At 62.5% G+C, this 25194-nt stretch carries 20 protein-coding genes; 5 read left to right on the top strand and 15 right to left on the bottom strand.

Annotated features, from left to right (window positions below; all coding sequences use genetic code 11):
* Nucleotides 1-10 precede the first annotated feature (10 nt).
* Nucleotides 11-1213, bottom strand: coding sequence for an efflux RND transporter periplasmic adaptor subunit (locus A9Z05_RS17880; protein WP_069619293.1), 1203 nt, complete (start codon nt 1211-1213; stop codon nt 11-13).
* Nucleotides 1214-1292: 79 nt separating this feature from the next.
* On the opposite strand from A9Z05_RS17880, the gene soxR reads away from it, so the two are divergent.
* Nucleotides 1293-1772, top strand: coding sequence for a redox-sensitive transcriptional activator SoxR (soxR, locus tag A9Z05_RS17885; protein ID WP_069619294.1), 480 nt, complete (start codon nt 1293-1295; stop codon nt 1770-1772).
* A gap of 24 nt (nt 1773-1796) precedes the next feature.
* On the opposite strand, the gene A9Z05_RS17890 is transcribed toward soxR, so the two are convergent.
* Nucleotides 1797-2558, bottom strand: coding sequence for an SDR family NAD(P)-dependent oxidoreductase (locus tag A9Z05_RS17890; RefSeq protein WP_069619295.1), 762 nt, complete (start codon nt 2556-2558; stop codon nt 1797-1799).
* A 113-nt stretch (nt 2559-2671) separates the two neighbouring features.
* Between A9Z05_RS17890 and A9Z05_RS17895 the strand changes: the two genes are divergently transcribed.
* Nucleotides 2672-3583, top strand: coding sequence for a LysR family transcriptional regulator (locus tag A9Z05_RS17895; RefSeq protein ID WP_069619296.1), 912 nt, complete (start codon nt 2672-2674; stop codon nt 3581-3583).
* Nucleotides 3584-3605: 22 nt separating this feature from the next.
* Here A9Z05_RS17895 and A9Z05_RS17900 read toward each other — a convergent pair whose 3' ends face one another.
* Nucleotides 3606-4265 (bottom strand): TetR/AcrR family transcriptional regulator, encoded by a 660-nt coding sequence (locus tag A9Z05_RS17900; protein ID WP_069619297.1) that lies wholly within the window; start codon nt 4263-4265, stop codon nt 3606-3608.
* A gap of 149 nt (nt 4266-4414) precedes the next feature.
* Between A9Z05_RS17900 and A9Z05_RS17905 the strand changes: the two genes are divergently transcribed.
* Nucleotides 4415-5707: an NAD(P)/FAD-dependent oxidoreductase gene (locus tag A9Z05_RS17905; protein WP_069619298.1), complete on the top strand. Its 1293-nt coding sequence runs from the start codon at nt 4415-4417 to the stop codon at nt 5705-5707.
* A gap of 44 nt (nt 5708-5751) precedes the next feature.
* Nucleotides 5752-6141, top strand: a complete 390-nt coding sequence (locus A9Z05_RS17910; protein WP_069619299.1) for a DUF3331 domain-containing protein — start codon at nt 5752-5754, stop codon at nt 6139-6141.
* Between the two features lie 3 nt (nt 6142-6144).
* Here the strand turns inward: A9Z05_RS17910 and A9Z05_RS17915 are convergent, their stop codons facing one another.
* Entirely contained in the window at nt 6145-7473 is a 1329-nt protein-coding gene (locus A9Z05_RS17915) for a dicarboxylate/amino acid:cation symporter (RefSeq protein ID WP_069619300.1), read from the bottom strand.
* Between the two features lie 152 nt (nt 7474-7625).
* On the bottom strand, nt 7626-9377 hold the full coding sequence (gene ggt / locus A9Z05_RS17920) for a gamma-glutamyltransferase (protein ID WP_069619301.1): 1752 nt from the start codon (nt 9375-9377) through the stop codon (nt 7626-7628).
* A 368-nt stretch (nt 9378-9745) separates the two neighbouring features.
* Here ggt and A9Z05_RS17925 point away from each other — a divergent pair, with 368 nt between their 5' ends.
* Nucleotides 9746-10624 (top strand): MurR/RpiR family transcriptional regulator, encoded by an 879-nt coding sequence (locus A9Z05_RS17925; RefSeq protein ID WP_069619302.1) that lies wholly within the window; start codon nt 9746-9748, stop codon nt 10622-10624.
* Nucleotides 10625-10732: 108 nt separating this feature from the next.
* On the opposite strand, the gene tssJ is transcribed toward A9Z05_RS17925, so the two are convergent.
* From tssJ to A9Z05_RS17965, 10 genes are all read right to left on the bottom strand, one after another.
* The gene (gene tssJ, locus A9Z05_RS17930; RefSeq protein ID WP_256122022.1) at nt 10733-11290 is read right to left on the bottom strand and encodes a type VI secretion system lipoprotein TssJ; all 558 of its coding nucleotides are present in this window, start codon (nt 11288-11290) and stop codon (nt 10733-10735) included.
* Nucleotides 11260-13110 (bottom strand): type VI secretion system baseplate subunit TssF, encoded by a 1851-nt coding sequence (gene tssF / locus A9Z05_RS17935; RefSeq protein ID WP_084044314.1) that lies wholly within the window; start codon nt 13108-13110, stop codon nt 11260-11262. Before tssF ends, tssJ begins: the two co-directional genes overlap by 31 nt.
* Complete coding sequence (locus A9Z05_RS17940; RefSeq protein WP_069619304.1) at nt 13107-16649, bottom strand: ImcF-related family protein; 3543 nt, start codon at nt 16647-16649, stop codon at nt 13107-13109. The genes tssF and A9Z05_RS17940 overlap by 4 nt, the downstream gene beginning before the upstream one ends.
* Nucleotides 16615-17895: a hypothetical protein gene (locus tag A9Z05_RS17945; RefSeq protein WP_256122023.1), complete on the bottom strand. Its 1281-nt coding sequence runs from the start codon at nt 17893-17895 to the stop codon at nt 16615-16617. Before A9Z05_RS17945 ends, A9Z05_RS17940 begins: the two co-directional genes overlap by 35 nt.
* A gap of 56 nt (nt 17896-17951) precedes the next feature.
* Entirely contained in the window at nt 17952-18218 is a 267-nt protein-coding gene (locus tag A9Z05_RS17950; RefSeq protein WP_069619306.1) for a PAAR domain-containing protein, read from the bottom strand.
* A 23-nt stretch (nt 18219-18241) separates the two neighbouring features.
* Entirely contained in the window at nt 18242-18709 is a 468-nt protein-coding gene (locus tag A9Z05_RS36235; protein ID WP_141723429.1) for a hypothetical protein, read from the bottom strand.
* A gap of 235 nt (nt 18710-18944) precedes the next feature.
* Nucleotides 18945-19565: a hypothetical protein gene (locus tag A9Z05_RS36240; protein ID WP_141723430.1), complete on the bottom strand. Its 621-nt coding sequence runs from the start codon at nt 19563-19565 to the stop codon at nt 18945-18947.
* An 11-nt stretch (nt 19566-19576) separates the two neighbouring features.
* Nucleotides 19577-21922: a M23 family metallopeptidase gene (locus A9Z05_RS17955; RefSeq protein ID WP_141723431.1), complete on the bottom strand. Its 2346-nt coding sequence runs from the start codon at nt 21920-21922 to the stop codon at nt 19577-19579.
* A 4-nt stretch (nt 21923-21926) separates the two neighbouring features.
* Nucleotides 21927-24278: a type VI secretion system Vgr family protein gene (locus tag A9Z05_RS17960; RefSeq protein WP_069619308.1), complete on the bottom strand. Its 2352-nt coding sequence runs from the start codon at nt 24276-24278 to the stop codon at nt 21927-21929.
* Between the two features lie 535 nt (nt 24279-24813).
* On the bottom strand, nt 24814-25194 hold a 381-nt coding region (locus A9Z05_RS17965; protein ID WP_176730223.1), incomplete at its 5' end, for an AAA-associated domain-containing protein.

The following is a 25194-nucleotide window of genomic DNA, read 5'->3' on the forward strand; positions in this document are numbered from 1 at the left end:
ATCGCTCCCGTCATTGCGCGGCAGGCGCGCCGGCGTCGGCCACGGCCTGCGTGCCGGCGCCGGGGTCCGCCGCGGCACGCGCGGGCAGCGCCTTCGGCTTCACCTGCGCGCCCGGATAGTAGATGCGCTGCACGCCGTCGACCACCACGCGATCGCCCGCCTGCAACCCCTTCTCGACGATCCGCTCGCCGTCGAGTTCGCGACCGATCGTCACGTCGCGGCGCAGCGCCTTGTCGCCGGGGCCGATTACGTATACGTACTTGCGATCCTGGTCGGTCAGCACGGCCTTGTCGTCGACCAGCAATGCGTGCTGGTCGCGGCCGCTGACGAGTTGCACGCGCGCATACAGCCCCGGCGTAAACGTATGATCCGCGTTCGGCAGCCGCACGCGGGCGCGGATCGTGCCGGTCTGCGGATCGAGCCGGTTGTCGAGGAAATCGACGGTGCCCGCATGAGGGAAGCCCGTCTCGTTCGCGAGGCCGATGCGCACCGGATCGGCGCCGATCGCGCGATGCGTCGGATCGGCGCGCCGCGCGTTGTAGCGCAGGTAGCTCTGCTCGTCGCAATCGAAATACACGTAGACCGGATCCTGCGACACGACGGTCGTCAGCAGCGTGTCGTCCGAGCGCGCGAGGTTGCCGACGGTCGCGACCGCGCGGCCGACGCGACCCGCGATCGGCGCGCGCACTTCGGTGAAACCGAGATTGAGCTTCGCATCGGCAACGGCCGCATCGGCCGCCTGCAGATCCGCGCGCGCCTGCTCGGCGGTGGCGCGCGCATTGTCGAGTTCTTCCTGCGACGTCGCATGCGCATCGATCAGCGTCTGCACGCGCTTGAGCTGCACATTCGCGAGGCTTGCCGCCGCACGGGCGCGCTGCTGCTGCGCATTCGCACGGTCGAGCGCGATCCGGTACGGACGCGGATCGATCTCGAACAGCAGCGCGCCCTGCGCGACCACGTCGCCCTCCTTGTACGCGACACGCTGCAGATAGCCGCTCACGCGCGGTCGCAATTCGACCGCGTCGACCGCTTCGACGCGCCCGTTGAATTCGTCCGCGAGGCGGACGATACGCGGCGCGATCGTGGCGACGCCGACTTCGGGAAGGGGGGAAGCCGACGATGCGCCTTTGCCGTCGTGACAACCCGACAACGCCAGCAACAGGGCGCAGGCGGCGCCAAAAGGCGGCGTCCTGCGTAGGGAAAAGGAGAACATGATGCCTCGCGACGGGTTAAACTGCCGCGTAGCATAAAAGTTGAAGTTAACTTCAAGTCAAGCTTTCCCGGAGGGTGTCATGGGTATCCAGGAAACGCCGCAATGGCCGCTGATGTCGATCCGCGAAGTGGCCGCGCGCAGCGGCGTGCCGGCGTCGACGCTGCGTTTCTACGAGATGCGCGGGTTGATCAAGTCGCACCGCAACGGCTCGAGCCATCGCCACTATTCGCGCGCGGTGCTGCGGCTGATCGCGTTCATCGTGTTCGCGCAGAAGATCGGCTATTCGCTCGACGAGATCGCCGAACAGCTCGTCAGCCTGCCCGAGGACACCGCGCCGAGCAACAAGGACTGGCAGCGGCTGTCGCGCGGCTGGAAGCAGCGCGTCGCGAGCCGGATCGAGGAGCTTCAGCGGCTCTACATCAACCTCGACGAATGCATCGGCTGCGGCTGCCTGTCGCTGAAACGCTGCAAGCTGACGAACCCGGAAGACCGCGCGGGCCGCAACGGGCCCGGCGCGCGGCGCTGGCTCGGCGACAAGCCGCCGATCGATTCCGCATGACACGCAGGCCGCGCGCGCCGTGCATCATCCGACGCGCCAGCCGCCGTTCACAGCGATCGTCGCGCCGGTGACGAACGACGCGCGCGGCCCGGCGAGCCACGCGACCGCATCGGCGACGTCGTCCGGCTGCCCGGCGCGGCCGGCCGGCGTCTGCACGCGAATCATCGCCGCGACGGCCGGTGCGACGCCGCTATCGCCGAACAAGCGCGTGCCGGCGATATAGCCGGGCGCGACCGTATTGACCGTCGCGCCGCGCGGCCCGAGCTCGCGCGCCAGCGCGACGGTGAAGCCTTCGACGCCGGCCTTCGCGGCCGCATACGCGAGGCCGCCCGGCAACAGGCTGCCGGCGCGCGCCGCGATCGAACCGATGTTGACGATTCGCGCGGCACGGTCGGCCAGGTGCGGCAGCACGGCCATCGTCGTCAGGAACAGGCTTTTCAGGTTCGCACGGAGCACCGCGTCCCATACGGCCTCGGCCTCCCCCGCTTCGGTATCCGCGCCGACGCGCCCGGTCAGCCCCGCGTTGTTGACCAGCACGTCGATACGCGGCCATCGCGCGACGATCGCGGCGACCGCCGCTTCCGCGTCGCGCCGGACGCTCAGATCGCCGGCCTGCCCGATCGCCTCACCGCCGAGACGCTCGACGGCCGCCTCCAGCCTCGCCGCATCGCGCCCGACGATCGCGACGCGATACCCGTCCTGCACCAGCCGGTTCGCGATCGCGAAACCGATCCCGCTCGACCCGCCCGTGACGATCGCCGTGCGTTGCTGTTCGTTGCCCGTCATGACCTGCCCTCCTTTCCTCGGTGTTGACGCTTGGTGACAGTTGCAGTGTGGGCAACGCGCAGCGATAGGTAAAATACGAATTCAATGACGTCTTGATACGAAACAGGTATCGCATGATCGATTTGCGTCAGTTCCGCCAATTCATCGCGGTGGCCGAAACGCTCAGCTTCCGCCGCGCGGCCGAACGGCTGCACATGGCTCAACCGCCCCTCAGCGCGGCGATCCGCAAGCTCGAGGATGAACTGGGCGTCGCCTTGTTCGAACGCGACAATCGCGGCGCGCGGCTCACGCCGGCCGGCGAAGCGTTCCTGCTCGAAGCGAGGCGCGCGCTCGAACAGGCCGAGCGCGCGGTGGCCGTCGCGCGCCGCGCGGGCGCCGGCCTCGGCGGCACGCTGCGGCTACGCTTCGTCGACAGCACGGTCAATGCGCTGTTGCCGCTGATCCTGCGCGCGTTCCAGGAACGGCATCCCAACGTCGATTTTCAGCTCGAGGAAGGGACGACCGCCGAGCAGGTGCTCGCGCTGCGTCAGGACCGCACCGACGTCGGCCTCGTCGTGCTGCCGGTGCCCGACGCCGGCGACGTGCATGTCGAGCCGCTGCTGCACGACCGGATGGTGGCCGCGCTGCCCGACGGGCATCGGCTCGCGCGCCGCCGCCGCATCGCGCTGGCCGAACTGGCGGACGAACCGTGGGTCATGTTTGCCGCGCACCACGGACCCGGCATGCACGCGCTGATCGTGACGGCGTGCGCGCAGGCGGGCTTCGCGCCACGCGTGGTCCAGCAGCCGCGCCAGATGCAGACGACAGCCGGGCTCGTCGCCGGCGGCATCGGCGTCGCGCTGATGCCGCGCCTGTTCGTGCCGATGCAGCCGCGAGGCATTACGTTCTGCGAACTGAAGGATGCGGGCAGCCCGCTCGCATACGAAGTGGCGCTCGCGTACCGTACGCCGTCGCCGCTCGTCGATGCGCTGCGCGACACCGCGCGGAACGCGGTGCGCGAACTGGGACTGGTTGTGGCGACGTGACCGCGCGCATCGCGCGCGGCGCTCAGTCCCGGTCGCCGAGGAAGTTGAACACGACGCCGAGCACGGCCTCGCGGAACGCCTCCGGCCGCGTCGGCAGCGACGTGTACTCCAGCATCATGTGGCTGTACGACACCGTCGTGCCGATCGCGCTCGCGATCATGAAAAACAGCACGTTCGGATCGACCGGACGGATCGCGCCGGCCTCGACCGCGTCCGCCAGCAGCGGAAACATCGCGTCGTGATACGGGCGCACGATCCGCTCCTGCAGCCGATCGAGCCGCCCGCCCTCCTCGGTCGCCGCCGTCGAGAAGAACATGCCGATATCCGGCTCCGCGAATTCGTGATCGACGCACAGCTCGAGCGCGCGCCGCACACGGTCGCGATGCGACAGCGGCGACGTGCGCAACGCGTGCAGCGCGTCGAACATCGGTTCGGCCAGCTCGACGATCTGCTCGACGACGGCCAGCCACAACGTTTCCTTCGCACCGAAGTGATGGGCGATCAGCGCCGCGTCGATGCCCAGCTCGCGCGCGACTTCGCGCACGCTCGTCGCGTCGTAGCCGCGCTTCGCGAACGTGCGGCGCGCGGCCCGCAATATCACGTCCGGACCGACGGACGCCTCCGCCAGCGGCCGTCCGCGCGTACGCCGCTTCGACGGCGCGCGCTCAGTGACTTCTGCCACGTTTTTCCTGCTCCTTGAACGATTCGAATGCCCGTATCCGGCCCCGGTTTCCCGACCCGGAATCGGGCGGCCTGCCTGCCCCGCTTCGTTGACACGCGGAGCCGGGAAGCGCTAGGATCATACCTTATTCATCACGTGATGATTTATCCATGACAACCCCTACACGTATCGTCATCGTCGGCGGCGGGATCGCCGGGTTGCAGCTCGCGACCCGCCTGGGCGAGCGTCTCGGCCGGTCCGGGCGGGCGCAGGTCACGATCGTCGACCGCAGTCCGACGCATATCTGGAAGCCGATGCTGCATACGATCGCGGCCGGCACGCGCGACGTCCAGCAGCAACAGGTGATCTTCCTCGCCCATGCCCGCGACCACGGCTACACGTACCAGCCCGGCGAACTGAAGGGGCTGGATCGCGCGCGCCGCCGCGTGCAACTCGGCGAGATCCGCTCCCAGGACGGCGACGTCGTGATCGGCGCTCGCGAACTCGAATACGACGTGCTGATCCTGGCGCTCGGTAGCCAGGCCAACGATTTCGGCGTGCCCGGCGTGCGCGAGCACTGCTACTTCATCGACAGCCAGCGCCAGGCCGAGACCTTCAACGAAGCGTTGCGGATGCGCGTGTTCCGCAGCATCGCGCGCGACGAGCCGTTTCGCGTCGCGATCGTCGGCGCGGGGGCGACGGGCGTGGAACTCGCGGCGGAGCTGAGCCGCTTGCTGGAGGTGGCGCAGGCGTACGGTGACGAAACGGTGCGCGAGCGGCTGCAGCTCACGCTGCTCGAAAGCGGCCCGCGCATCCTCAACGCGTTTCCGCCGCGGATTTCCGCGTCGGCCCAGCGGCGGCTCGAGCAGATCGGCTTTCGCGTGCTGACGTCGACGCGTGTCACGTCGGCCGACGCGAACGGTTTCCATTACGGCGACGGCTCATTCGCCGAAGCGGACCTGATGGTCTGGGCGGCCGGCGTGAAGGCGCCCGATTTCATGCAGGGGCTGGGCGGGCTCGACACGAACCGCGCGAACCAGATCGTCGTCGGCTCCACGCTGCAGGCGAGCGGCGACGAACATGTGTTCGCGATCGGCGATTGCGCAAGCCTGCAGCTCGACGGCCAGGAACGGCCGCTGCCGCCGACCGCGCAGGTCGCGACGCAGCAGGCCGAGCATCTCGCGAAGCACCTGCCCGCGTGGCTCGACGGCACGCCGATTCCGCCATTCGCGTTCCACGATTTCGGCGCGCTGGTGTCGATCAGCGATTACGACGCGTTCGGCACGCTCGGGCAGTTCGGGTTCTTCCGCGGCGGCTTCATCCAGGGGCGCTTCGCGCAGTTCAGCCACCTGATGCTCTACCGGCGGCACCAGCAGGCGCTGCACGGCTTCTCGAAGGCGACCTTGCTGTGGATCGCCGAACGGATCAACGGCTGGGTGCAGCCGCGCATCCGCCTGTCGTGATATCGCGCTTGGCGGTGTCGCGTAACGTTTAGAGGAAAACTGACATGAACAACCGTTTAGCGCCCTGGCTCATGACCGTCGCCGCCATCGGCAGCTTCGACATGCCATCCGTCTCGTGGAGCGGGCCGCGGCGGCGCAGCATCACGCGCGACCGGCTGCCGTCGTGGGACGCGACGAGCAAGCCGACCATCAGCGTGCTCGAACGGCCCACGGCCGACACCGTGATGATTTCGTGGTGCGACGCCTGCACCGGACATTACGGCTACCAGAAGTGGCGCCTGTTCACGACGCGCAAGCGCGGAGTGTGTGCGTTGTCGGGGCGATCGATCGAGATCGGCGACAGCGTCTATGCGCCGCAACTGCTCGGCTCGACGCCCGGCAACGCCGCCGCGATGGTGCTCGCGGCGTGCATCGACGACGCATTGGCGGCCTGACCGTCAGGTCGATGTGGTCTGACCGGCGCCATAGGCCGGAGCACCGTTCTGCCGTTCGAGTTCGGCATCGAGATGCGCGGCATGCGCGTTCGCCTCGGACTCCGACATCAGCTCGCCTTCCCACTTCGCGACCACCGCGCTCGCGATTGAATTGCCCACCGCGTTCGTGGCGGAGCGGCCCATGTCGAGGAACGTGTCGACGCCGAGAATCAGCAGCAGCCCGGCTTCCGGGATGTCGAACTGGTGCAGCGTCGCCGCGATCACGACGAGCGACGCGCGCGGCACGCCGGCCATCCCCTTCGACGTCAGCATCAGGATCAGCAGCATCGTGATCTGCGTGCCGAGCGACAGGTGGATGTTGTACGCCTGCGCGATAAACAGCGACGCGAATGTGCAGTACATCATCGAGCCGTCGAGGTTGAACGAATAGCCCATCGGCATCACGAAACTCGAGATCTTGCGACGCACGCCGAAACGGTCGAGCGCGTCGAGGATCTTCGGATACGCGGCTTCCGAGCTCGCGGTCGCGAACGACAGCATGAACGCTTCCTTGATCAGCACGAGCAGCTTGAACACGCGACGGCCGAGGAACAGCAGCCCGGCCGCGACGAGCGTGGCCCACAGCAGCACGAGGCTCACGTAGAAGTCGCCCATGAACACCGCGAACTTCAGCAGGATCGACAACCCGTTGACCGCGACGGTCGACGCCATCGCGGCCATCACCGCGAGCGGCGCGAGTTTCATCACGTAGCCGGTGATCTTCAGCATCACGTGCGCGAGCTGGTCGATCGCGGCGACGAGGATCTTGCCGCGCTCGCCAAGTGCGGCGAGCGCGACGCCGAAGAACATCGAGAACACGACGATTTGCAGGATCTCGTTGTTCGCCATCGCCTCGGCGATCGACTTCGGCACCATGTGGCCGACGAAATCCTTCAGCGTGAACTTGGACGTCGCCAGATGCGCGGACGCGCCGATATCCGGCAGCGGCAGGCCGAGGTTCTCGCCGGGCCGCAGCAGGTTCGCCATCAGCAGGCCGAGCAGCAGCGAAATCAGCGACGCGGTGACGAACCAGCCGAGCGCCTTCACGAACACGCGCCCGACCGACGACGCATCGCCCATGTGCGCAATGCCGACGACCAGCGTCGAGAACACCAGCGGGCCGATCACCATCTTGATCAGCCGCAGGAACACGTCGGAAACGAGCGAGATGTAGCCGGCGATTTCCGCGGCCGACTGCTTGTCCGGAAGCTGCGTATAGATCAGGTAGCCGATCAGGATGCCGGCTGCCATCGCGAGCAGGATCCAGCCTGCCGCAGACATTCGTTTGTTCATGACGGAATTCGCCGCATGGCGACGGAGTTGACGGAAAAAAGGCGCGCGTGCCGCTCAGGCTGGCGAATGTCCACCGACGGACGCGCTGCCGCCGCACCGGCATTCGCGGCAACGCGAACGCCGGCGGCAGCGATTCGGCATGAAGCGATCGGTCAGTAGCCGATCGCGGCGCCCGCCGGACGGCGCGGGTCGTTGTAGCCGTAGATGAAGCCGGCACGCACGTTGCCGGACACGGACGAATCGTTCCCGGAACTCTGGCGGCTCGCCGCTTCGGTGCCCGGCAGGCCGACCAGAATCAGCTCGGCGGCGCCCCACGGCGTCTGCTCGACCATCTTGTAGCCCATGTTGCGCAGGATCGCGAGCGTGTCGGGCGACAGGCCGTAGGTTTCGTAATAGACCGCGTCCGGCAGCCACTGGTGATGGATGCGCGGCGCGGCGACCGCGTCCTGCGGCGTCATCCCGTAGTCGATCACGTTCAGCACGGTCTGCAGCGTGATCGTGATGATGCGCGAACCGCCCGGCGAACCAACCACCATGAACACCTTGCCGTCCTTCTTCACGATCGTCGGCGCCATCGACGACAGCGGACGCTTGCCCGGCGCGATCGAGTTGCGCGTGCCCTGCACGAGGCCGAACAGGTTCTGCGCGCCGACCTTCACGGTGAAATCGTCCATCTCGTCGTTCAGGAAGAAACCCGTGCCCGGCGCGATGACCACGGCGCCGAAGCGGCCGTTGACCGTATAGGTCGTCGACACCGCGTTGCCGTCGTGGTCGACGATCGAGTAATGCGTCGTTTCCGGCTTCTCGTGCACGCCGACACCGGGCTGCACGTCGACCGACGGCGTCGCCGTATCGGCATGGATGCTCTTGCGGATCTGCGCCGCGTATTCCTTGCTCGTCAGCTTCGCGATCGGGTTGTCGATGAAGTCCGGGTCGCCGAGCAGCGTGTTGCGGTCTTCGTACGCGTGGCGCATCGCTTCGGTCATATAGTGGACCGCCGCGGCCGAGTGGTAGCCAAGCTTGCGCAGGTCATACCCTTCGAGGATGTTCAGCGTCTCGCACATCGTCACGCCGCCCGAGCTCGGCGGCGGCGCCGACACGAACTCGTAGCCGCGATACGTGCAGGTCAGCGGCGCCATGTCCTGCGCGCGATAGGACGCGAAATCGGCCGCCGTGATCACGCCGCCGCCGCGCTTCGCCGCCGCCTCCACGATCTTCGGGATCTCGCCGTGATAGAACGCGTCGGGCCCCTGCTCCGCGATGCGCTCGAGCGTGCGGGCCAGGTCCTTCTGCACCAGGCGATCGCCCGGCTGCAACGCGGTGCCGTCCGGGCGCAGGAAGATGCGCGCGGCTTCCGGATCCTTCTTGAAGCGCTCGACCGTCGTATCGAGGATGTCCGTATCGCCGCGCGTCAGCACGAAGCCGTCGCGCGCGAGCCGGATCGCCGGCGCCATCACCTGCTTGCGCGTCAGCTTCCCGTACTTGCGCTGCGCGAGATCGAGGCCGGCCACCGTACCCGGCACGCCGACCGCGCGATAGCCGTACAGGCTCTGCTCCGGAATCACGTTACCCGACGCATCGAGATACATGTTCGCGGACGCCGCGGCCGGTGCGGTCTCGCGGAAATTGATGAAGCGGTCGCGACCGTCGGCTAGGTGGATCGTCATGAAACCGCCGCCGCCGATGTTACCGCAGCACGCGTTGGTCACGGCCTGCGCATAGCCGACGGCCACCGCCGCGTCCACCGCGTTGCCGCCCGCCTTCAGGATGTCGACGCCGATCTGCGACGCGAAGTGCTGCGACGACACGACCATGCCGTTCTTCGCTTCGATCGCCGGGTCCGACGCGGCGAACGCGCACACGCTCATCGCCGACAACAGGGTGAGTACTACCAGCCGCCTCATGACGGAATCCTCCAGACGAATAAACCGGGCCATGCCGGGATGCATCGGTGCGCCACTGCGTATTCGGCCCGGCCCATCCAGCATGTAATAAACGATACATTTCAGCGAGGCCGCGATCATAACACTCACTTTTTTGCGCCAAAAACTAGGGTAACCACTAAATTCAGCGGGAGTGGACCTCGCCACGCGCACCGATGTATGTTCGATTTATTACACATATGAACGTATTCGCTGACCGAGTGATACGTCCCTCTAATTTCGGGCCACACGCGGGTTGCCGCACGTCAATCGGCTAACATGCGTGCAGTTGCCGGCAGGCGCCCGTCTGCCGTTTGGTCAATCCATTCAGATAGAGAGCCGGAGTGCCGATGGGGACGAGCATCAGGGCGTTGCTGTTATCCCAGATGGATAGCTTCACGCCGTCGGAACAGAAGGTCGCGCAGGCGTTGCTGGATCGCTATCCCAGTCTCGGGCTGGGCCCGATCGCGCAGTTTGCGAAGCAGGCGGAAGTCAGCGACCCGACCGTGTTCCGCTTCGTCGTCAGGATCGGCTTTCCGAACTATTCGTCGTTCCAGCAGGCGCTGCACGACGAGATCGACACCGCGATGAATTCGCCGCTCGCGCGGATGGACGCGTTTCATTCGGAAACGGGCATGCGCGACAGCCATGCGGCGATTTTCCAGCGGCTGTCCGAATCGCTCGCGACCACGATCGAAGGGCTCGACGCGGCTGCATTCGATGCGGCCGTGGCGGTGCTGGCCGATCCGGACGTGCGCGTGTTCTGCGGCGGCGGTCGTTATACGGCGCCGCTCGCGTCCCTGTTCTCGTTTACGCTCGCGTATGCACGGCCGCATGTGCAGTCCGTCGAGCCGAACGTGAATCTCGCGTCCGTCGCGCTGGCCGACATGGGGCGCAACGACGTGCTCGTGATCTTCGACTTTCGCCGCTACCAGAAGGACAGCATCCGCTTCGCGCAGGCCGCGCACCGGCTCGGCGCGCGAATCCTGCTGATCACCGACGAATGGCGCTCGCCGATCGGCGAGTTCGCGGAGATCGTGCTGCGGATTCAGGGTCGTCCTTTCGCGATGCTGCAGACCAACGTACCGGCGCTCGCGCTCGCCGAAGCGCTGGTGATCGGCGTGACGAACCGGCTGCCGGAACTGGCGCGACAGCGGATGGAAAAGATCGAGCAGCTCAATGCGGGCGGGATCGAGTGGGATGTGAGCCAGCGGGATTTGCCGGAGTGATGGCCTGTGGCCGTTCGGGCGCGGGCGTCCGCGTTCGACCTCGTGGCGTGTGCAAACTGCAAACCCCGCATGCAACGCACCATGCCCACCACCGGCGCATTCCCTCGTTCAGGGTGCCAGTTCCATCCGGTTGCCCGTCACGACCAATTTGACGGGGTCCGTCTTCTTCCACTTCGACTTCGGAATCACCAGTTGCCATTCGGCGCCACGCTGATCGCGAAAGAACCCAGCCACACCCACGGCTTGCGCGTCGGCTGCCATCGGCGCGGACAGCGTCACCGTGGCGCCAGGCACGAGCGTGGCCTCCATGCTGTCGAGCAGATCGGCCCTCAGTAACGCATTGTCGTCATCAAGCAGCGAGACGTAAGCCGCGCTCTCGAAAACCTTCACATCCTTCAACTGATAGATGCGCATCACGACCGGTAGAGATTGTCCCTGCTCGTTCTCGTTGAGCGCGGCGCGGCTTTCGATCACGAGGTTCATCTGCTTGACCTTCGTGACGAAAATCGCGTGTGTCATGCCGGCGGTCGTCTCTTTCATCGATTGCCACAACCCGCAGCCAGACAGCAACGCGGCCGTCGTTGCAGTAGCAGCCGCGAATCGAACGCTTCGCATCATCGGATGTGCTCGCGGCGTCACAGCCAGTCTCCCGTCTTGATCGTGCATGGATAGCGCCGGCTCGGGCCGCCCACGCCTTCATACAGCACGAGCCGCACCGAAAAATGGAAGCACGCATAGCGGCCGACGAAGCGACTGAGTACGTCACCGAACAGCGCGACGTCGCCCGGCCCGGCAAACCCGGACGGCTCGATACCCACGTTCACATTCACGATACGGTCGACGCGCGCCCCCACCCGTTCCGTTTCCTCATCGAGCCAAACGTGATGAATCGCGTCGATGCGTCGCCGGTTATCGCCCTCTCGCGTCCAGTCGTACAACGACAGCGCGCCGCGCAGCACATTCGCGTCCATCATGTTCAGTTCGGTTGTGCCGGCCCCATTGAAGTGAGAAATCACCCGCCAGTCATAGTCGCCACCGCGCGGCGGATACAGCGGCATCGTCGGGGCTGTCAAGTTGTGCACGCGCTCGACGCCATTGAAGGTCGAAGCAGGCGTGGTAATCATCGATTCACGCAGCGCCATGCGCGGCAGCCGCCCGTTGTTCGCCAATACGCGGACCGTTACGTGTGCGTCCGGCAAGCTGCCCGGTTCCGCCCACAGATGCCCGCCCAACGTCACGACCATCTCGCGCTGGCCCGTTACGCCCTGCCGAATCGAAGCGTGGTAGTACCGATCCGGCGACTCGTGCCGCATCATCCCGCCGCGGTGCCGGAATGCCTTGATCGACTGATACGGGTATTGCCTCGCGGTGCGCGGATCGGTCGCCACGACCGACAGTACATCGTAGGGCTCGACGTGCTCGCCTGCGGAGGTCGGGGCGCGCACCGGATAGTCGCGGTCATGCGCATTGGGGCGGATTGCCTGGGCGTCCAGTTCGAGCAGATTGATCACCGGCGTGCAGAACAGCCGGATGTTGTCCGCATCGAACGTGGCGTCACCGGGGATTCGGTCTCGAATCACGATTTCGAATTCAAGACGCGTTTCGCCCGGTGGCACGCTGGCCGCGTCGAAACCGCACAAGTCCACGAAGTGGAACTTCTCGGGGAACGCGAAATATTCGAGCATCGTCTGCTCGCGGTCGAGATCGACGTCGCGTACATCGAGGTCGGTCGGCCACAGTCGCGCCTGTGCGCCGAAGCCCGCTGCCTCGATCGTCATCGCCGGGCGTGATTGTAGCTGGCCGTCGAGCACGCGCGGCATGCGCACGCCGATCGACTCCACCTGGCGCGTGAAAACCGCGTACAGCGCCGATGCAGTCGGCCGGTCGCCATGCAGGTATAGCCGGATACGCGACAGGTCGTCCAGCAATCGCTGCTCGCGATGCAGCAGGTCGAACGCGAGACGGATGACCGTGCGGCCGTCCTCGCGCATGCGTGCGCCCGCCTCCCGCACGTTGAGCGGTAGCAAGTGTATCGCTCGAGTGGTTCGATAGACACATATGGTCCCGTCCGGTCCGACCGGTGTCGAACGTACCTGCAACCCGGGCGGTAACGTATCGAGTACGCGCGCCTCGCCGCTGCGCGGCACGCACTCGAGGATGGTCAGCGACGGAATCGTGCGGCCTGTATGCGGCCACAGATGATCGAGCAGTGGATCGGTGATTTCCGGCGCTGCGTCGTCGAGCTTCATCCGCAGCCGGCTCGTGAGGAACGCGAAAGCCTCGTAGGTCTGCTCGACACTGTCGTGACGCGCGCCAGGCATCGTCATTCCGACCCGGCGGGCTCCGTGTGGCTGGGACCGCGCGAACTCCCTCCCCGCCTCGCGCAAATAACGCATCTCCGCATCGAAGTAGCGCAGGTATCGATCGTCATCCACACCGAAACCGCTCCCTGCAGGCTTCGTCGGATGGTTGTCGTCTTCACTCATGGCTGGAAATCCTGTGGCAGCGGCGGAAGAAGCGGCGGCGTCGGCTCGACGCCCGCCTTGCCGACGACGAAAATGCGATCCGGCATGCGAAACCCGCGCAGTTTCAGCAAGTCGATCGGCCCGGCGCCGACCCGCGTACGCAACACGTACGACAGCGGCTCGCCGCTCCCCGTGTTCCACGTGAGCCGATAGCGCGCGCCATCGAGCGGCTTGATCTCCGCCTCGCTCAGCAGACGCAGGAATGCCCAATCGCCGGTCGAATCAAATGCCTGTCGCAAGCCTGCGTCGAGCGTCTGCCATGTGAGCCTCGCGTGCCCGTTCAAGCCGTTGCCGGGCCACGCCAGCGGGGTCCAGCGCTCCTGCTGATTGAAATAGACGATCTGCATGCCGTCGACCGACAGTTCCGATCGCGTCACGTTCGGCGTCGGCAGCGCCATCATGTCGAATTTCTCCCCGGCATCGGCCTGCGGGTAGAGCTGTGCCCCAACCGCCGACAACTGCCGGACGGCGCTCAGGAATGTCGGATCAAACTGCAAGGCCTGCGGTGCAAGTTCGCTGGGCGCCCAACGATCGCCCTCGAGTTTCATCACGCCGGCCAGTTGGGTCGTGATGAAACGCGAAATCAATCCGGTATCGGGTCGCACATAGCGGCCGAGCTCGGCGAAGGACGCATCGGCCTGCGTATCGAAGAACGGATAGCGGCCGCTCATCGCTGCGTTGAACGGTGCGGCAACACCGGCTCGCCATGCGTCATTCAAGCTCGCGGCGGCCGGTTGCAGGATCGTCTGCCATGCGGTTTCGAGCGGCTGCGCAAACACCGTATCGCCGAAGCCCGCCCACGCCGTACCCAGGCTCGCGGCCGTGAGCGCCGCGTCGTTGCGCGCCTGGGACAATTCCGACAACTTGCCTTGAAACACGGCCTGGGCGAGCGAGCGTGCCATGACCTGAGCGTCCGGACTGCCCGCGATCTGCTGCAGTTTCAGCCGCATCGTCGTGACCGCCGTCAGGTAGCGCGACAAGCTGACACCGCTTAGCGCGATGTCGGCTGGCGTGGCGCGCTTCCCGTTTTCCGCGGCAGACGATGCGCCCGTGTCGCCCATCAGCACCAGCAGCGGGCCAAACGCCTTGTCGAGCGGGTTGACGACGGTCGCCCCTGCTTGCTCGTCAGCCCCGATCAGGTTTTGCGCCTTTCTCACCAGGGTGGCGGCCAGCGCCTGCGACGGCCGCCCCGCTTGCGCCTGATACTGCACGGATTTCATCAGCGCGATCAACGGCGACGTCTGCGCATCTGCCAGTCGGGAAAGCTGCTCGACCGCGCCACCGAGGTTGGACGTCGGTTGCCACTGCAGGCTATTGAGCATGCGCTGCCATGCCGCCGTGTACTCGCCAAAATACCGGGCCGTCAATCGTTGCTTCAGTTCCTCGGCTGCGCGTTTCTCATCGTCGATCGCCGTGGTTCGGGTCATGCCCTGCGCGAGCGTATTGCCGATCGTCTGCGAAGCCTGCGAGCCGGACAACACCCAGTCACTGCTGATCCGGCGTTCATGCGACGCCTTGTCGATTGCCGAGGCGACCATGCCGTCCCATGCCGCACGCGTATAGATCCCCGGGACGGTCTGTGATGCCTTGAACATTCCATGCGCATCGGCGCCATTCAGCAGCGTTTCGAGCGACGCGTCGGCGTATTTGTTTTTGACTTCGTCGACGATACGTTGGTACACCGTGTCGTCAGCCGACGCGAGCCCCATTTGCGTGACCAGCATGTTGCGGGTCGAGGTCACGATGCGGTCGTTCGTCGCTATCCGCCATTCGGGATGCGCTTTCAGGTGATCGGCGTAGAAGCCTGCAAGCCGCCTGCCGGTATCGTCACGCTCGCCGAGCGGCATCTCGACCGGCCGCGCCCACAGGGTGACGAGCATGCGCTTCAGAAATGCGGGTTCGGCGCGCGATGGCTCGCCGAGCATCAGATAAGTCTTGAACGCGTTGTAGGTACTAGCTCGCGCGTCCTGCGATTGCAGGCTATCGGCGCGCGCCTGATCTGCTGCCTCCAACAGTTCGCCGATTGTTTGCACGACAGGCGCTTGCAAGTTGCGGGTCGCAGCGATTCGGTACGGTTGCCAGAGACCGGCGAGGATATCGTCATTGCGGGACAGGCCCGCCCGCAGGTGCCACGGTGCGCCATGCTGCTGCCGGTATTCGAGCTTTTCCATCAACTGCTGTAGCCCCAGTTGCGCGCGCCAGGCGGCTGCGGTCCGCGGCCGGGCATCCAGCGCTGCGCTCGCTGCCGCCTTCGCTTCGCGCATGAGTCGCTGGTTGCCGATGAACGATGCGGTCATCCATGCGCACCACGCGATCGCCGCAACGGTCACACCCATCGCCAGCGCATCCGGCCAATAGACTCCCACCCGCCGGCCAATGCGTCGCCGGCTGGCGATTGCGCGCCACGCGGGTAGCAGTGCAGCCGGTTGCGGCGGGAACTCGATCGGGATGTTGGTCACCGTTGTGCTCGCGTCCGCGGCGATCGGCACCGGCGTCGGCATCGCTGCTGTCGCCTTGAATACCGGAGCGAACATCACGCCAGCTAGCGGCGCGCGCAGCCACTGCGATGCACGAAGCGCTTGCCAGCCGGTCACGATGTGTTCGAGCTGTGTCCCGATGTATTGCGAGATTTCGGCCAGATAGCCGATCCGCGTGGGCCCCGTACATTGCTGCACGCCCGCGTCCGCCGTACCACGCTCGATCGCGGCAAGCTGCTCGCGCAAGTCCAGCGCCGGCTGCTCCCCCTTGTATGCCGCCCCTGGAAATGCACCGATCGCCTCGAACGTCTCGGGTCGATCGCCCTGCGCGGGCACGGCGTGCAGTAACGTGACAGGCGCGGCCCAGCCGATGTCGGCGGCCAGCGCGGCGAGGACGCGCGGCAATTCGACATCGCGCTCGTCCACGTGCGTGACGTGCACAATGCCGTCGACCGGCCGTCTGCTGCGCAGCTTACGGATCTGCCGACGCCACACGCCCGCGTCGATGCCGTCAGGTGCTGCGTGTACGAGGATCGCGTTGCCAACCGGCATTGCGCCCGCGCGCTTCAGGCCCGGCGCGACCTGATCGAGCAATGTGTCCGCACCGGTCACCATCAGCCACGGCAAGCGGTATCGCCAGCGCCGGCCCCGCGATACCCGTAGTTCCTCGACCAGGCGTTGCAGACGGGCATCGCGTTTGAGCGGCTTTTGCATCTTTGTTGCGTCGCCGATGTCCCGCCGAAACGTTCGTCCGGCGATGCCGTATGCGCCGATAAAAAACAGGCAGAGATGTATGGCAACGAATACGATCAACGCGATGACGATGACGACCACCACCTGCATGCGCGCCCCGCCGGGCGTGAGATCGAACAAGTCGCCGCGCACCCATACAAGGCCGATCGAGAAAGCCGCGATGATCAGCGTCGCTACCACCACGCCCCAGAGCGCAACGCGTCCGGACGGCGAAGCGTCTGCAGCGCGCGCCGAGTCAAGCGATCGCAAAGTCAGTTTCGGATCGGTCATGCTGAGTGTGTCCAGGCAACGAAGTTTCCTTCCCATGGGTACCGGGAAGCACATGAATGATGGCGGACTGCACGCCATCGACGATCAGTTGCGGCGCGTCGACAGCACCGCATTCGATAGCGGCTGCGATGGAGAGCCAGCCGCTGGCATTGCCAAAATCCCCCACGATGTAAGCGAGGTCGTATTGCGCGTCGCTATTCGCAAGCGTCGCCAGATTCGCGATGCGCAGCCCCTGGTTGCAACGCGCGACCGCACGCGTGGTCCAGGCACGCGTCACGGCATCGGAATCCGTATCGCCCCAGATCACGGCATTCGCGAAACCGTATTCGATCTCGTCAGGCTTGCCCTCGACAGGACGATGCAGGGACGCCATCACGGGCACCCCTTCCGGTAGACGATAGACGCCGGCATCGAGCAGCACCGCGACACATCCCTCCGTGCTGCCAGTCGGAGGCCATTCCTCATGCCATGCCGTTGCGATTACGAGCAGCGGGCATGCGTCGCGGGTGTCGAGCCATGCGTCCGCGATCAGTAACCCGTGCGAAGCTGGTGCAGCTGACACCGCAAGCAGCGGCAGACCGGCCAATTGCAACGCGTCGTGCACTTCCTGCTCGCGGAAAGCTTCTTCGCCGGGTTCGGCCAGTACGCGAACCTTCGGCCAGTGGGTTGCTTCGTAGTGCGTGAGCGCGTGCAGGCTCGCGGCGATCGGTTCGAGCGCTTCGGCGATCCTGAATGCCAATTCTGCAATGGGTCGTTTTAGTGGCGCATCTGCTGCGGCATCGGCTCCACTGTCGCCGGCCGGACCAATCTCCTCGTCGTCGCCGGTCTCGTCGGATATTTCCGGTGGGTCATCAAAGCGACAATGCACGACGACTCCCGCGCCATAGCGAGGTTGTTGCGATCGCGGCAGACGCGCGCCGGCACGGATCGCCTGGGCAAGCGTCTGGCCGTTCAAAGGCAAGCAATAACCCACGCCAAGCACTCGAAGCGGTTGCTGTGCGACACGGACACGCTCCGCCAGCCATCGATCGCGATGGAGATTCCGGTGGTATGCGCGGTACCACATGGCCTCATAGCGTGCGCGTTCGATCGCGAACAGAACGCCGACAAGCCCGTTCGGGATACCGACGACGCAGAACCAGAACCAAGGGCTGCCTGCCCGTTCACCCTTCGGCCAGATCAGCAGGACAATCGCTGCTCCGGAAACCGCGCAGGCTAGCCAAATGCAGAACCACCACGGCCACAAGCGTGGATGGCTCGGATAGGCGCTCGGGCGCCCAGCCTGGGAGAGGTCGACAGGCATTATTCGAAGTGGACGTTCGGTAACGACGAGATCAATTGACGACCACATGCGCAGCGATGGCCGTCCAGCGCGAATGGCTTGTTGTCGCGATCGGGAAACTTGTCGGCGCCTTCGTCGATGACGGTCGGGCCATGCTGCTGGCAGAATGCCTCGTCGCCCTTGCGGGCAAGCGGTTTGCCCATGAAGGTCGTCCATGGTGAGCCATTGGTGACTTCGCCGCCGCGTTCGAGTTTGTCGCCTTTGCGGATGGGAGATTTTTTGTTCATTCAACCAGATTAAATTAATTAAGTTATGGCCTTAAAATTGACAATCTAGTAATACATTTTTTAGGATAATTGTGGCTCCAATAAGTACTAACGAGGTAACGCCGCACCTTATCCACCCTAAGGTTAAAAAACCCATCCCCACACGACGGAAACCTCTCCACGAACTCATAAGATGATGAATGAAATGTAAAAACTCTATCGACGCTATACACACCCTTCCCATCGTCTATATGCGACACCCGAAAACCCTGCTGTCCGCTAAAATCGTAACTATCTACCTCGATATTCAATGTCTTTTCTGCATCTAAATTTACCACCCCGCGCTTGACCCCACCGCCACCAGACAACTCCCAAACCAAACTATCACCCTTTATTTTCACCACCGCCACAACATCCGGATACGGCGAAAAAGTTTTTGAAAAATCGTCGGCATACGAAAAAAACGATGCTATGAGCATAATTGCCGCCATTAAAACCTTGATTTTAATCATAATTTACGCTCTGACATCCCATAGCCTTTCTCACATACCCTCGGCAACAAAGACAACATCAGCATAAATAACATTGATCTTAAATAAAGCTATTGCCCTCATGACCTCTCACATTACTGACTTGCAGTCAGCACTTGACACTACCTCATCATTCTACTGCCGCGGATCAAGACTCGCCTCAATCGGGGTCATAAAGTATGCGTCGCGCGAAAAACCGGAACAAATCAACCTCTCCTTACTTTTCAAAAAGCGCAGTGCAGACATCATCTTCCACCACAACACGTCGATTATTTTTTATATCCCATACTCCTGGGTAGGACGTTTTTGAACAATCCACTTCACCGGTTGGTGCGACATAGCGACCATCTGGGGAAATAATCGATGCGCCCGCCTCACCACCACTGTTAAAAGCCGTGCCCCTAAGCTCACTGATTTTTTTACCTGAGATATACGCCCCCTTTAAAGACACAATATTTTTTGAAGTGCCAACACGAGCCACTGTTGCCAAATATGAAAATGGCCGCACATCAACGAAATCGAGCGCAACGTAAATTCCCTTCGATATATTTATATCTGACAGCACACCAACGTGCATCGGAATCGAAAGAACGTGAACAGTTACTCCGACTTGACACTGATCCAACTGACGCTTATCAACGTAAGTCGTCTCGGAAAGCATGACAGCGGATTTATCGAAACTCTCAATCGCGTAGCGCGGCTTTCTGTCAAGCGAACATATTTTTGAATCACCTATTTTCAGCGAGGCCCCGACCACCTCATAAGTGTTATCAGCATAAACATGAGTGCCAATAGAAGCCAGCGCCAGTACAAGCAAATTTCGCCGAAATTTACGCATTTTTATGTCCACTACAAAATCACACTCTTTACAAAACGTGTAAACTCCAATCGCCGCTCCCAATCCGTATAGCCGCCGTTAATGGCATACGTAACATCGCGCGATATTGCCTGCTCTTTTTGTCGATCGCTTTTTGAGACTACCACCGCCGGCGAGTCACGATCAATATTTCTAACCACCTCCGGCCGCTCAAATACCATGTAAAATCCCCCACTATCCATACTGTTATCAGGAAGAGCAACGTCATGAGGCCTATCAATTACTGCAGGAATCTTCGTCATACCGCTGCGGTTTCGCGCACGGAATGCTGAATCGGTCCACCACGATTCAGTAAAGGATGAACTCGAAATCCACCCCCTGAATATCCAATAACTGGCATAATTACTTCGCCCAGTCAATTGCTTGAAACCTCTTCCACGAAACTTCTGTGAATCATCCCGATCACAGTTGCCATTCCGCCAGTCGTATGAGCTCGCGATGCGCGCTCCCTTACTGTTAAATTTTTCCGACCGGTACCAGGCGTCATCCTCACCAGAATTCTGACCATACCAATGTCCCAATATCGATTCCAGCACTTTCGATTCCGGATTGATAACTTGACCGTAGAACTTTCCTTCCTTAAGTTTTCCGAGCATGCTTGTTTCTTGCATAGCTGCCAAGCAGTTGCTCTCAATAGCACCTTGACCAATAAAATGGGATAACCGGATCATCGATGTCAATCCATACTTTCTCGTCGCCTTATTTAATGGGCCCAAGTAAGTATCCCGCAATTGACTCGGAGACGGCAGCTGATCCCGGCTATAGCGATTATTTGCATAGATATTTTTAAACTCACCCCTATCAATCCACCCGCATTTCCTAAAATGCCGAATAAACGCAAGCGGATGAAAAAACCACAACTTCTGCCCCGCCGGAAGCCCCGTTTTGTCCCAAAACTGAACTTCCTTCAGATACTTCATGAAATCGTTGTAGCCTTTGTCATTTCCGTGATAGTAGCCACCCTCGTCAAGCAGACTCGCGTAACGCTCCTCGTTGTTCGTACTGTCCCATTCACTCGGCGCGTTGCAGACGAGCCCACGCAACTGCTGCCGTACCTGGGCGTTGCCTTGTACATACCCTGAAAGCGCTCTCGCCTTGTGAGCTTCCAGCGTTTCACCTTGCACAGCTGGCACCTCGTGCGGAGCGGCATCGCCCAGTATTTCCTTCAACGCAGCCACATCGCACATGCCATCACTGTCGAACGGCGTGCTTCCTTCACTGATTTTCTGCCAGCCCATGAATGACAGGAAATCCGCGTCGGAGAACTTCTGAATACTCGGATCATTGATATCGATGTAGCCTGCCTTACCTGCCGCCCAATTGACCTGCATCCACGTCACGCGCGCATCTGCCGCCAGTGTTTTAGACGGCGACAGGATGCGACCGAAACGCAGCAGTTCGTAGCCGTCGCTCGGGCATGACGAATAAAGCGCCGTTGCACGCTTGTACAGGTCGTATTCGTAGTCCTTTTCCTCGACGGGTTGCGGCGTAAGCAGCGTGCGGGTGCCGTCTTGCGCCATACTCCAGACCTTGCTGTATTTCGAGCCGACGCTGAAGTAGGTCTCGACAAGCAACGGCAAGGTATTCGAACCCTCGTGACCCGGCTTGAATTCAATCCCGTGCAACTTGTTTCGAGCATCAGCCTTCTCAGGCAAACGACGAAAGTTGCTACCTGCCGGAATGACGAAATAGGCATGTCCCCACCAGTCCGTTCCATTCGGCGAAGTGGGCGTGCTGTTACCCAGTTGCGTGCTTCCGAAATAAGCGTCGAAATCGTCCGGCAACATGAAAATCTCGAAATGCAAATGCGGCATCCTTTCATATTGCCCGCGCCACCCAAGTACATCCTTACGCCGGACCTTCTTGCCCTCTCCCGACACTGCCGGCGTCACCTGCCCCTTGCTCACCGGACCAGTCGGCACGCGCAAGAATTCCGGCAAGCGCTCTTTGTCCGCGCCGTGCTCCTCATATTCCACCAGCGGCAACAGATGCATATAAAGTGAGTAGAAGACCAGCGTGCGGCCTTCACCCGTCTCGGTCGTGTGCTTGAGCAACACGAAGCCGATATGGCTCGCACCGCTGTCGACCGCATGCTGGCAAACCCGATAGGCAACGACTTCCCCGTCGGCGATCGCGTACACCTCGCCCTTCTCATCGGGCTGAAGATGCATGCCGCAATGCCAGCGCCGATCGAAGGCGATCGGATAGATGCCGTGATCGCATTCGCGCTCGTCTACGGCGTCCATCATCGGATCGGGGTTCGTCCCGGTCGGGGCCGCAAGGCCGGCTTTGGGCAAAAAAGGCGGACTGATGATCATGTCGTTACCTTGTGTGGCTGTATCTGGGACTGGGCGAGTAGTCGCTCACCGGCAATTGCGGCAAGTTGACGGATGTATGGCGCGGCCCTTCGAACACGAACGAGGCAGCCCTGATACGAAATTCACCCGGGCAATTGAAGACGACATTGCCGTTCTCGATGGACATCGAAGCACCGCCGCACGCAACCATCGCCCTTGTCTTGGCACTTACGAGCACATTTGCGCCGGCGCTCGACACGTGCAATTGCTCGTCGGAGAAGAGATCCATCGAAGCGCCTTGTGCCTGAAGCTCGATTTTTCCTTTAGAGAAAATCTTGATGCCGAGCTTGTGCGCGCACAGCGAGATCAGGTCACCTGCCACCATGCGCAGTCGCCTGACGATGCTCACGTCCATATCCCGGCCTGCGGTAACGATCACGTTCTCGCCCGCCGATTGCTGCAGTGATTTCTGCGTCACGAATGCCATGCCGCCGGGAGCACTCGCAAGCAGCCCCGCGTCGCGAAGCTGATTCAGGCCGTCGAGCAGCGCCGCCTGCGTCGCTCGGTCCGCAGGGTCGGCCTTGGCTTGCGTCGTCGCGGCCGCAAGGTCCGTCACGCGCTGCAATGCAGCCTTGAGTTGCGCGATAGCGGCGGGCATGTCGAGATGCGGCGTCTCGGATCCACCTGCTGCGTCTGCCGAAACAAACAGCCCCTTCGGCGCGCGCAACGTGCCCCATTTCTGCGTGGTCAATTCGAAGCCCTGGCCGCGCTTGTTCTTGTCCCTGTCGACCAGATGGCCCATGTTGAGCGACGATTGCCCGAACACCGTCGCCAACCGGATGCCCTCGTGGTCTTTCAGATCCTCGAAGCGCAACTTGTTGCCGAGCAATGGCGAGCGGAATACGGCGCGGCTGTACCAACCCTCCTTGCCGTGAACGAGGTCACGACGCGCATGGTCATGCAGCGCCCCTGCGATCAGCAGGCGGTCGCAATTTCCCTGGGTCGCGACGACGCGTACTTCGGACCGCGGCAGTAAGGGGACGTGCAGGCCGCCCTGGTGCGACGCCGACGTACGCAGCACGCGCAACGGCATGCTGTTCGTGCCGCGCTTGCCGCTGTGCCGGGTGAACAGGAGCCTGACGCGATAGCGGCCATATTCGTCCATCCATGCGTACGGCTCGTCGTCGCCGGACTCGACCACACCGATCAGCATGCCGGCGATCCATCGCCAATGCTTTTCAGGAACGTATTCGGGCCGGTAGGTCTGATGTGCGGGGATCGCTTCGAAGGTGTTGACCACCGACTGGCTCCGGCTACCGGCCGTGACGAGCTTCGTGATCACCATCCCGTGCGGCGCCTCGTGCACCTCGTCATTGGTGATCCGCACCACCATGCCAGGCGTCATGCCGATGACGTTACTCGTGCCCGTGAGCCGCACTTGCCGTGTGAGCAGTTCGTCACGCCGCGCATCAGCCAGCGCCTGCCCTTCCTCGACCGAATGGAAATGCTCGACGCTGCGATTCACGCTTCCGTATACCGAGCGGTCGTCGTAGGCCACGATCGATTCGACTTGCAGCGGATCGTCGGGTATGCGGTAGTTGCGATCCCATTCGCGCACCGTCTGCGGCACCAGCGCACGCGTAACTTCCAGCGTCAAAATCGCCTCGTGCCAGCTCGTCAGACCGGAATGCGGCATCAACGGCACCTCGAGCGCTCGCATATAGCCTCGAGGCGTATTGCCGAACACCAACGTGTCGCGTTGCGGGCCGTCCTCCTTCTTCGCCTGCTTGAAGTAGTAATAGACACCCGCGCGCCGGCAGTGCCGGTCGATAAAGTTCGCGACCGTCTCTTCGTACATCACGGTTTGCTCCAGCTTCCCGTCGAGCCCTTCCAGCTCGAACTCGACGTCGAAGGATTGGAACAAGTCGCGATCGACGATCATGTCGCTCAGCAGCTCGCGAAGCGACCTGTCCAGCAGTACGGCCGAATCGTGCACCTCTTCAAGCAGCGAGAAACGCGACTTCAGATGGACTTGGTAAGTTGCTTCGTCGCGAGACGTTTTGACGCGAGTCCATTGCGTGACGACGCCGTGCACGGTACGCGCCGCATGCCGAACCGGATCGATCACAGCCGCCATCGACGGCACCGAAGCGAGTTCCTCGATCGTGAAGACTGCCGGCTGGCCCACAATCGTCGCACCGTCGATCCGCTTGTCCTGCGAGGTCACGATGATGTCCGCGAGGAATCGCGTATTCATTTCCTCGGTCAGAACGAATGACAGAACGGAGACCGGCGCATCGAGCCCCGCGATCTCGAGATGCAGAGGTTGGGTAACGACCGAATTGGGGTGTTTCAGTACATCCTGAATGGTTCGCATGGTTGCCGTTGAACGAGAGGTTTTACGCCGGCACGTTCGCCCATGCACGCTTTCAGGGGCGCAGTGCCACAACGCTCTCGCCAGTGAAGCATGTGTTCACGAAAATGAACACGTACCGGTCACGGATCTGGCAATTCGGAATTTTCAAATAATCACATAAGCCATTTATTTATTTTATGAATTTTTATTTGATTTTATTAAAATCTCCATTTTTTCTTATCTCTTATTAAATCAAGCCGCGATCTCAACAAGCATCGTTAAAATCGAACCACCGAATGGGAAATATAGGTCTTCGTACTGCTACAACGTGGGTTCCCAGCCGTCACCCGATAAAACCAATCCTCTCGAAATGCAAGTAGACTTATACGGAACGATATCCAAAAAATTCCATACAAATCCTCGACATATTGAGCGATATCAAGCCACCAATCTGATAAATAACCGAATTTTGAAATGTAGAAAATTGTCACGCTCCACCGTCGGCGCGACATCGGTGACGGATGAATGTCGCGTCCCACATATCTACTTTCCGACTTTACGACTCGACATCCTCCAGACTGAACACTTCCGTCTTGTCGTTGTACGAAAAGACCTCTCCGTACCGCCCCCAGTCGATCACTGCATCGAGCGTCTCCTCGGCCGCTTCGTCGGACAGAAAATCCTCCAGTTCCTGCTCGAAGCGCACACGCGGCGCGCGATGCCCCGGGCGCTCGTTCAGCACCTTCTTGATCCGCGCGGCGAGCGGCACGTGCTTCAGCAGGTGATCCGCGAACATCAGCTTGCGTTCCTGCGTGCCGAATTCCGCGAACACGCGCCCCGGCGGCGTCAGGAACACGTCGCCTTCGCGCACGTCCGCGAAGCCGAGGTACTGCAGCACTTCCGCGATCGGGAACAGGTCGTCGACTTCCAGATGCAG

This window comes from Burkholderia sp. A2, assembly GCF_001729305.1.
Classification (GTDB): Bacteria; Pseudomonadota; Gammaproteobacteria; order Burkholderiales; family Burkholderiaceae; genus Burkholderia; species Burkholderia sola.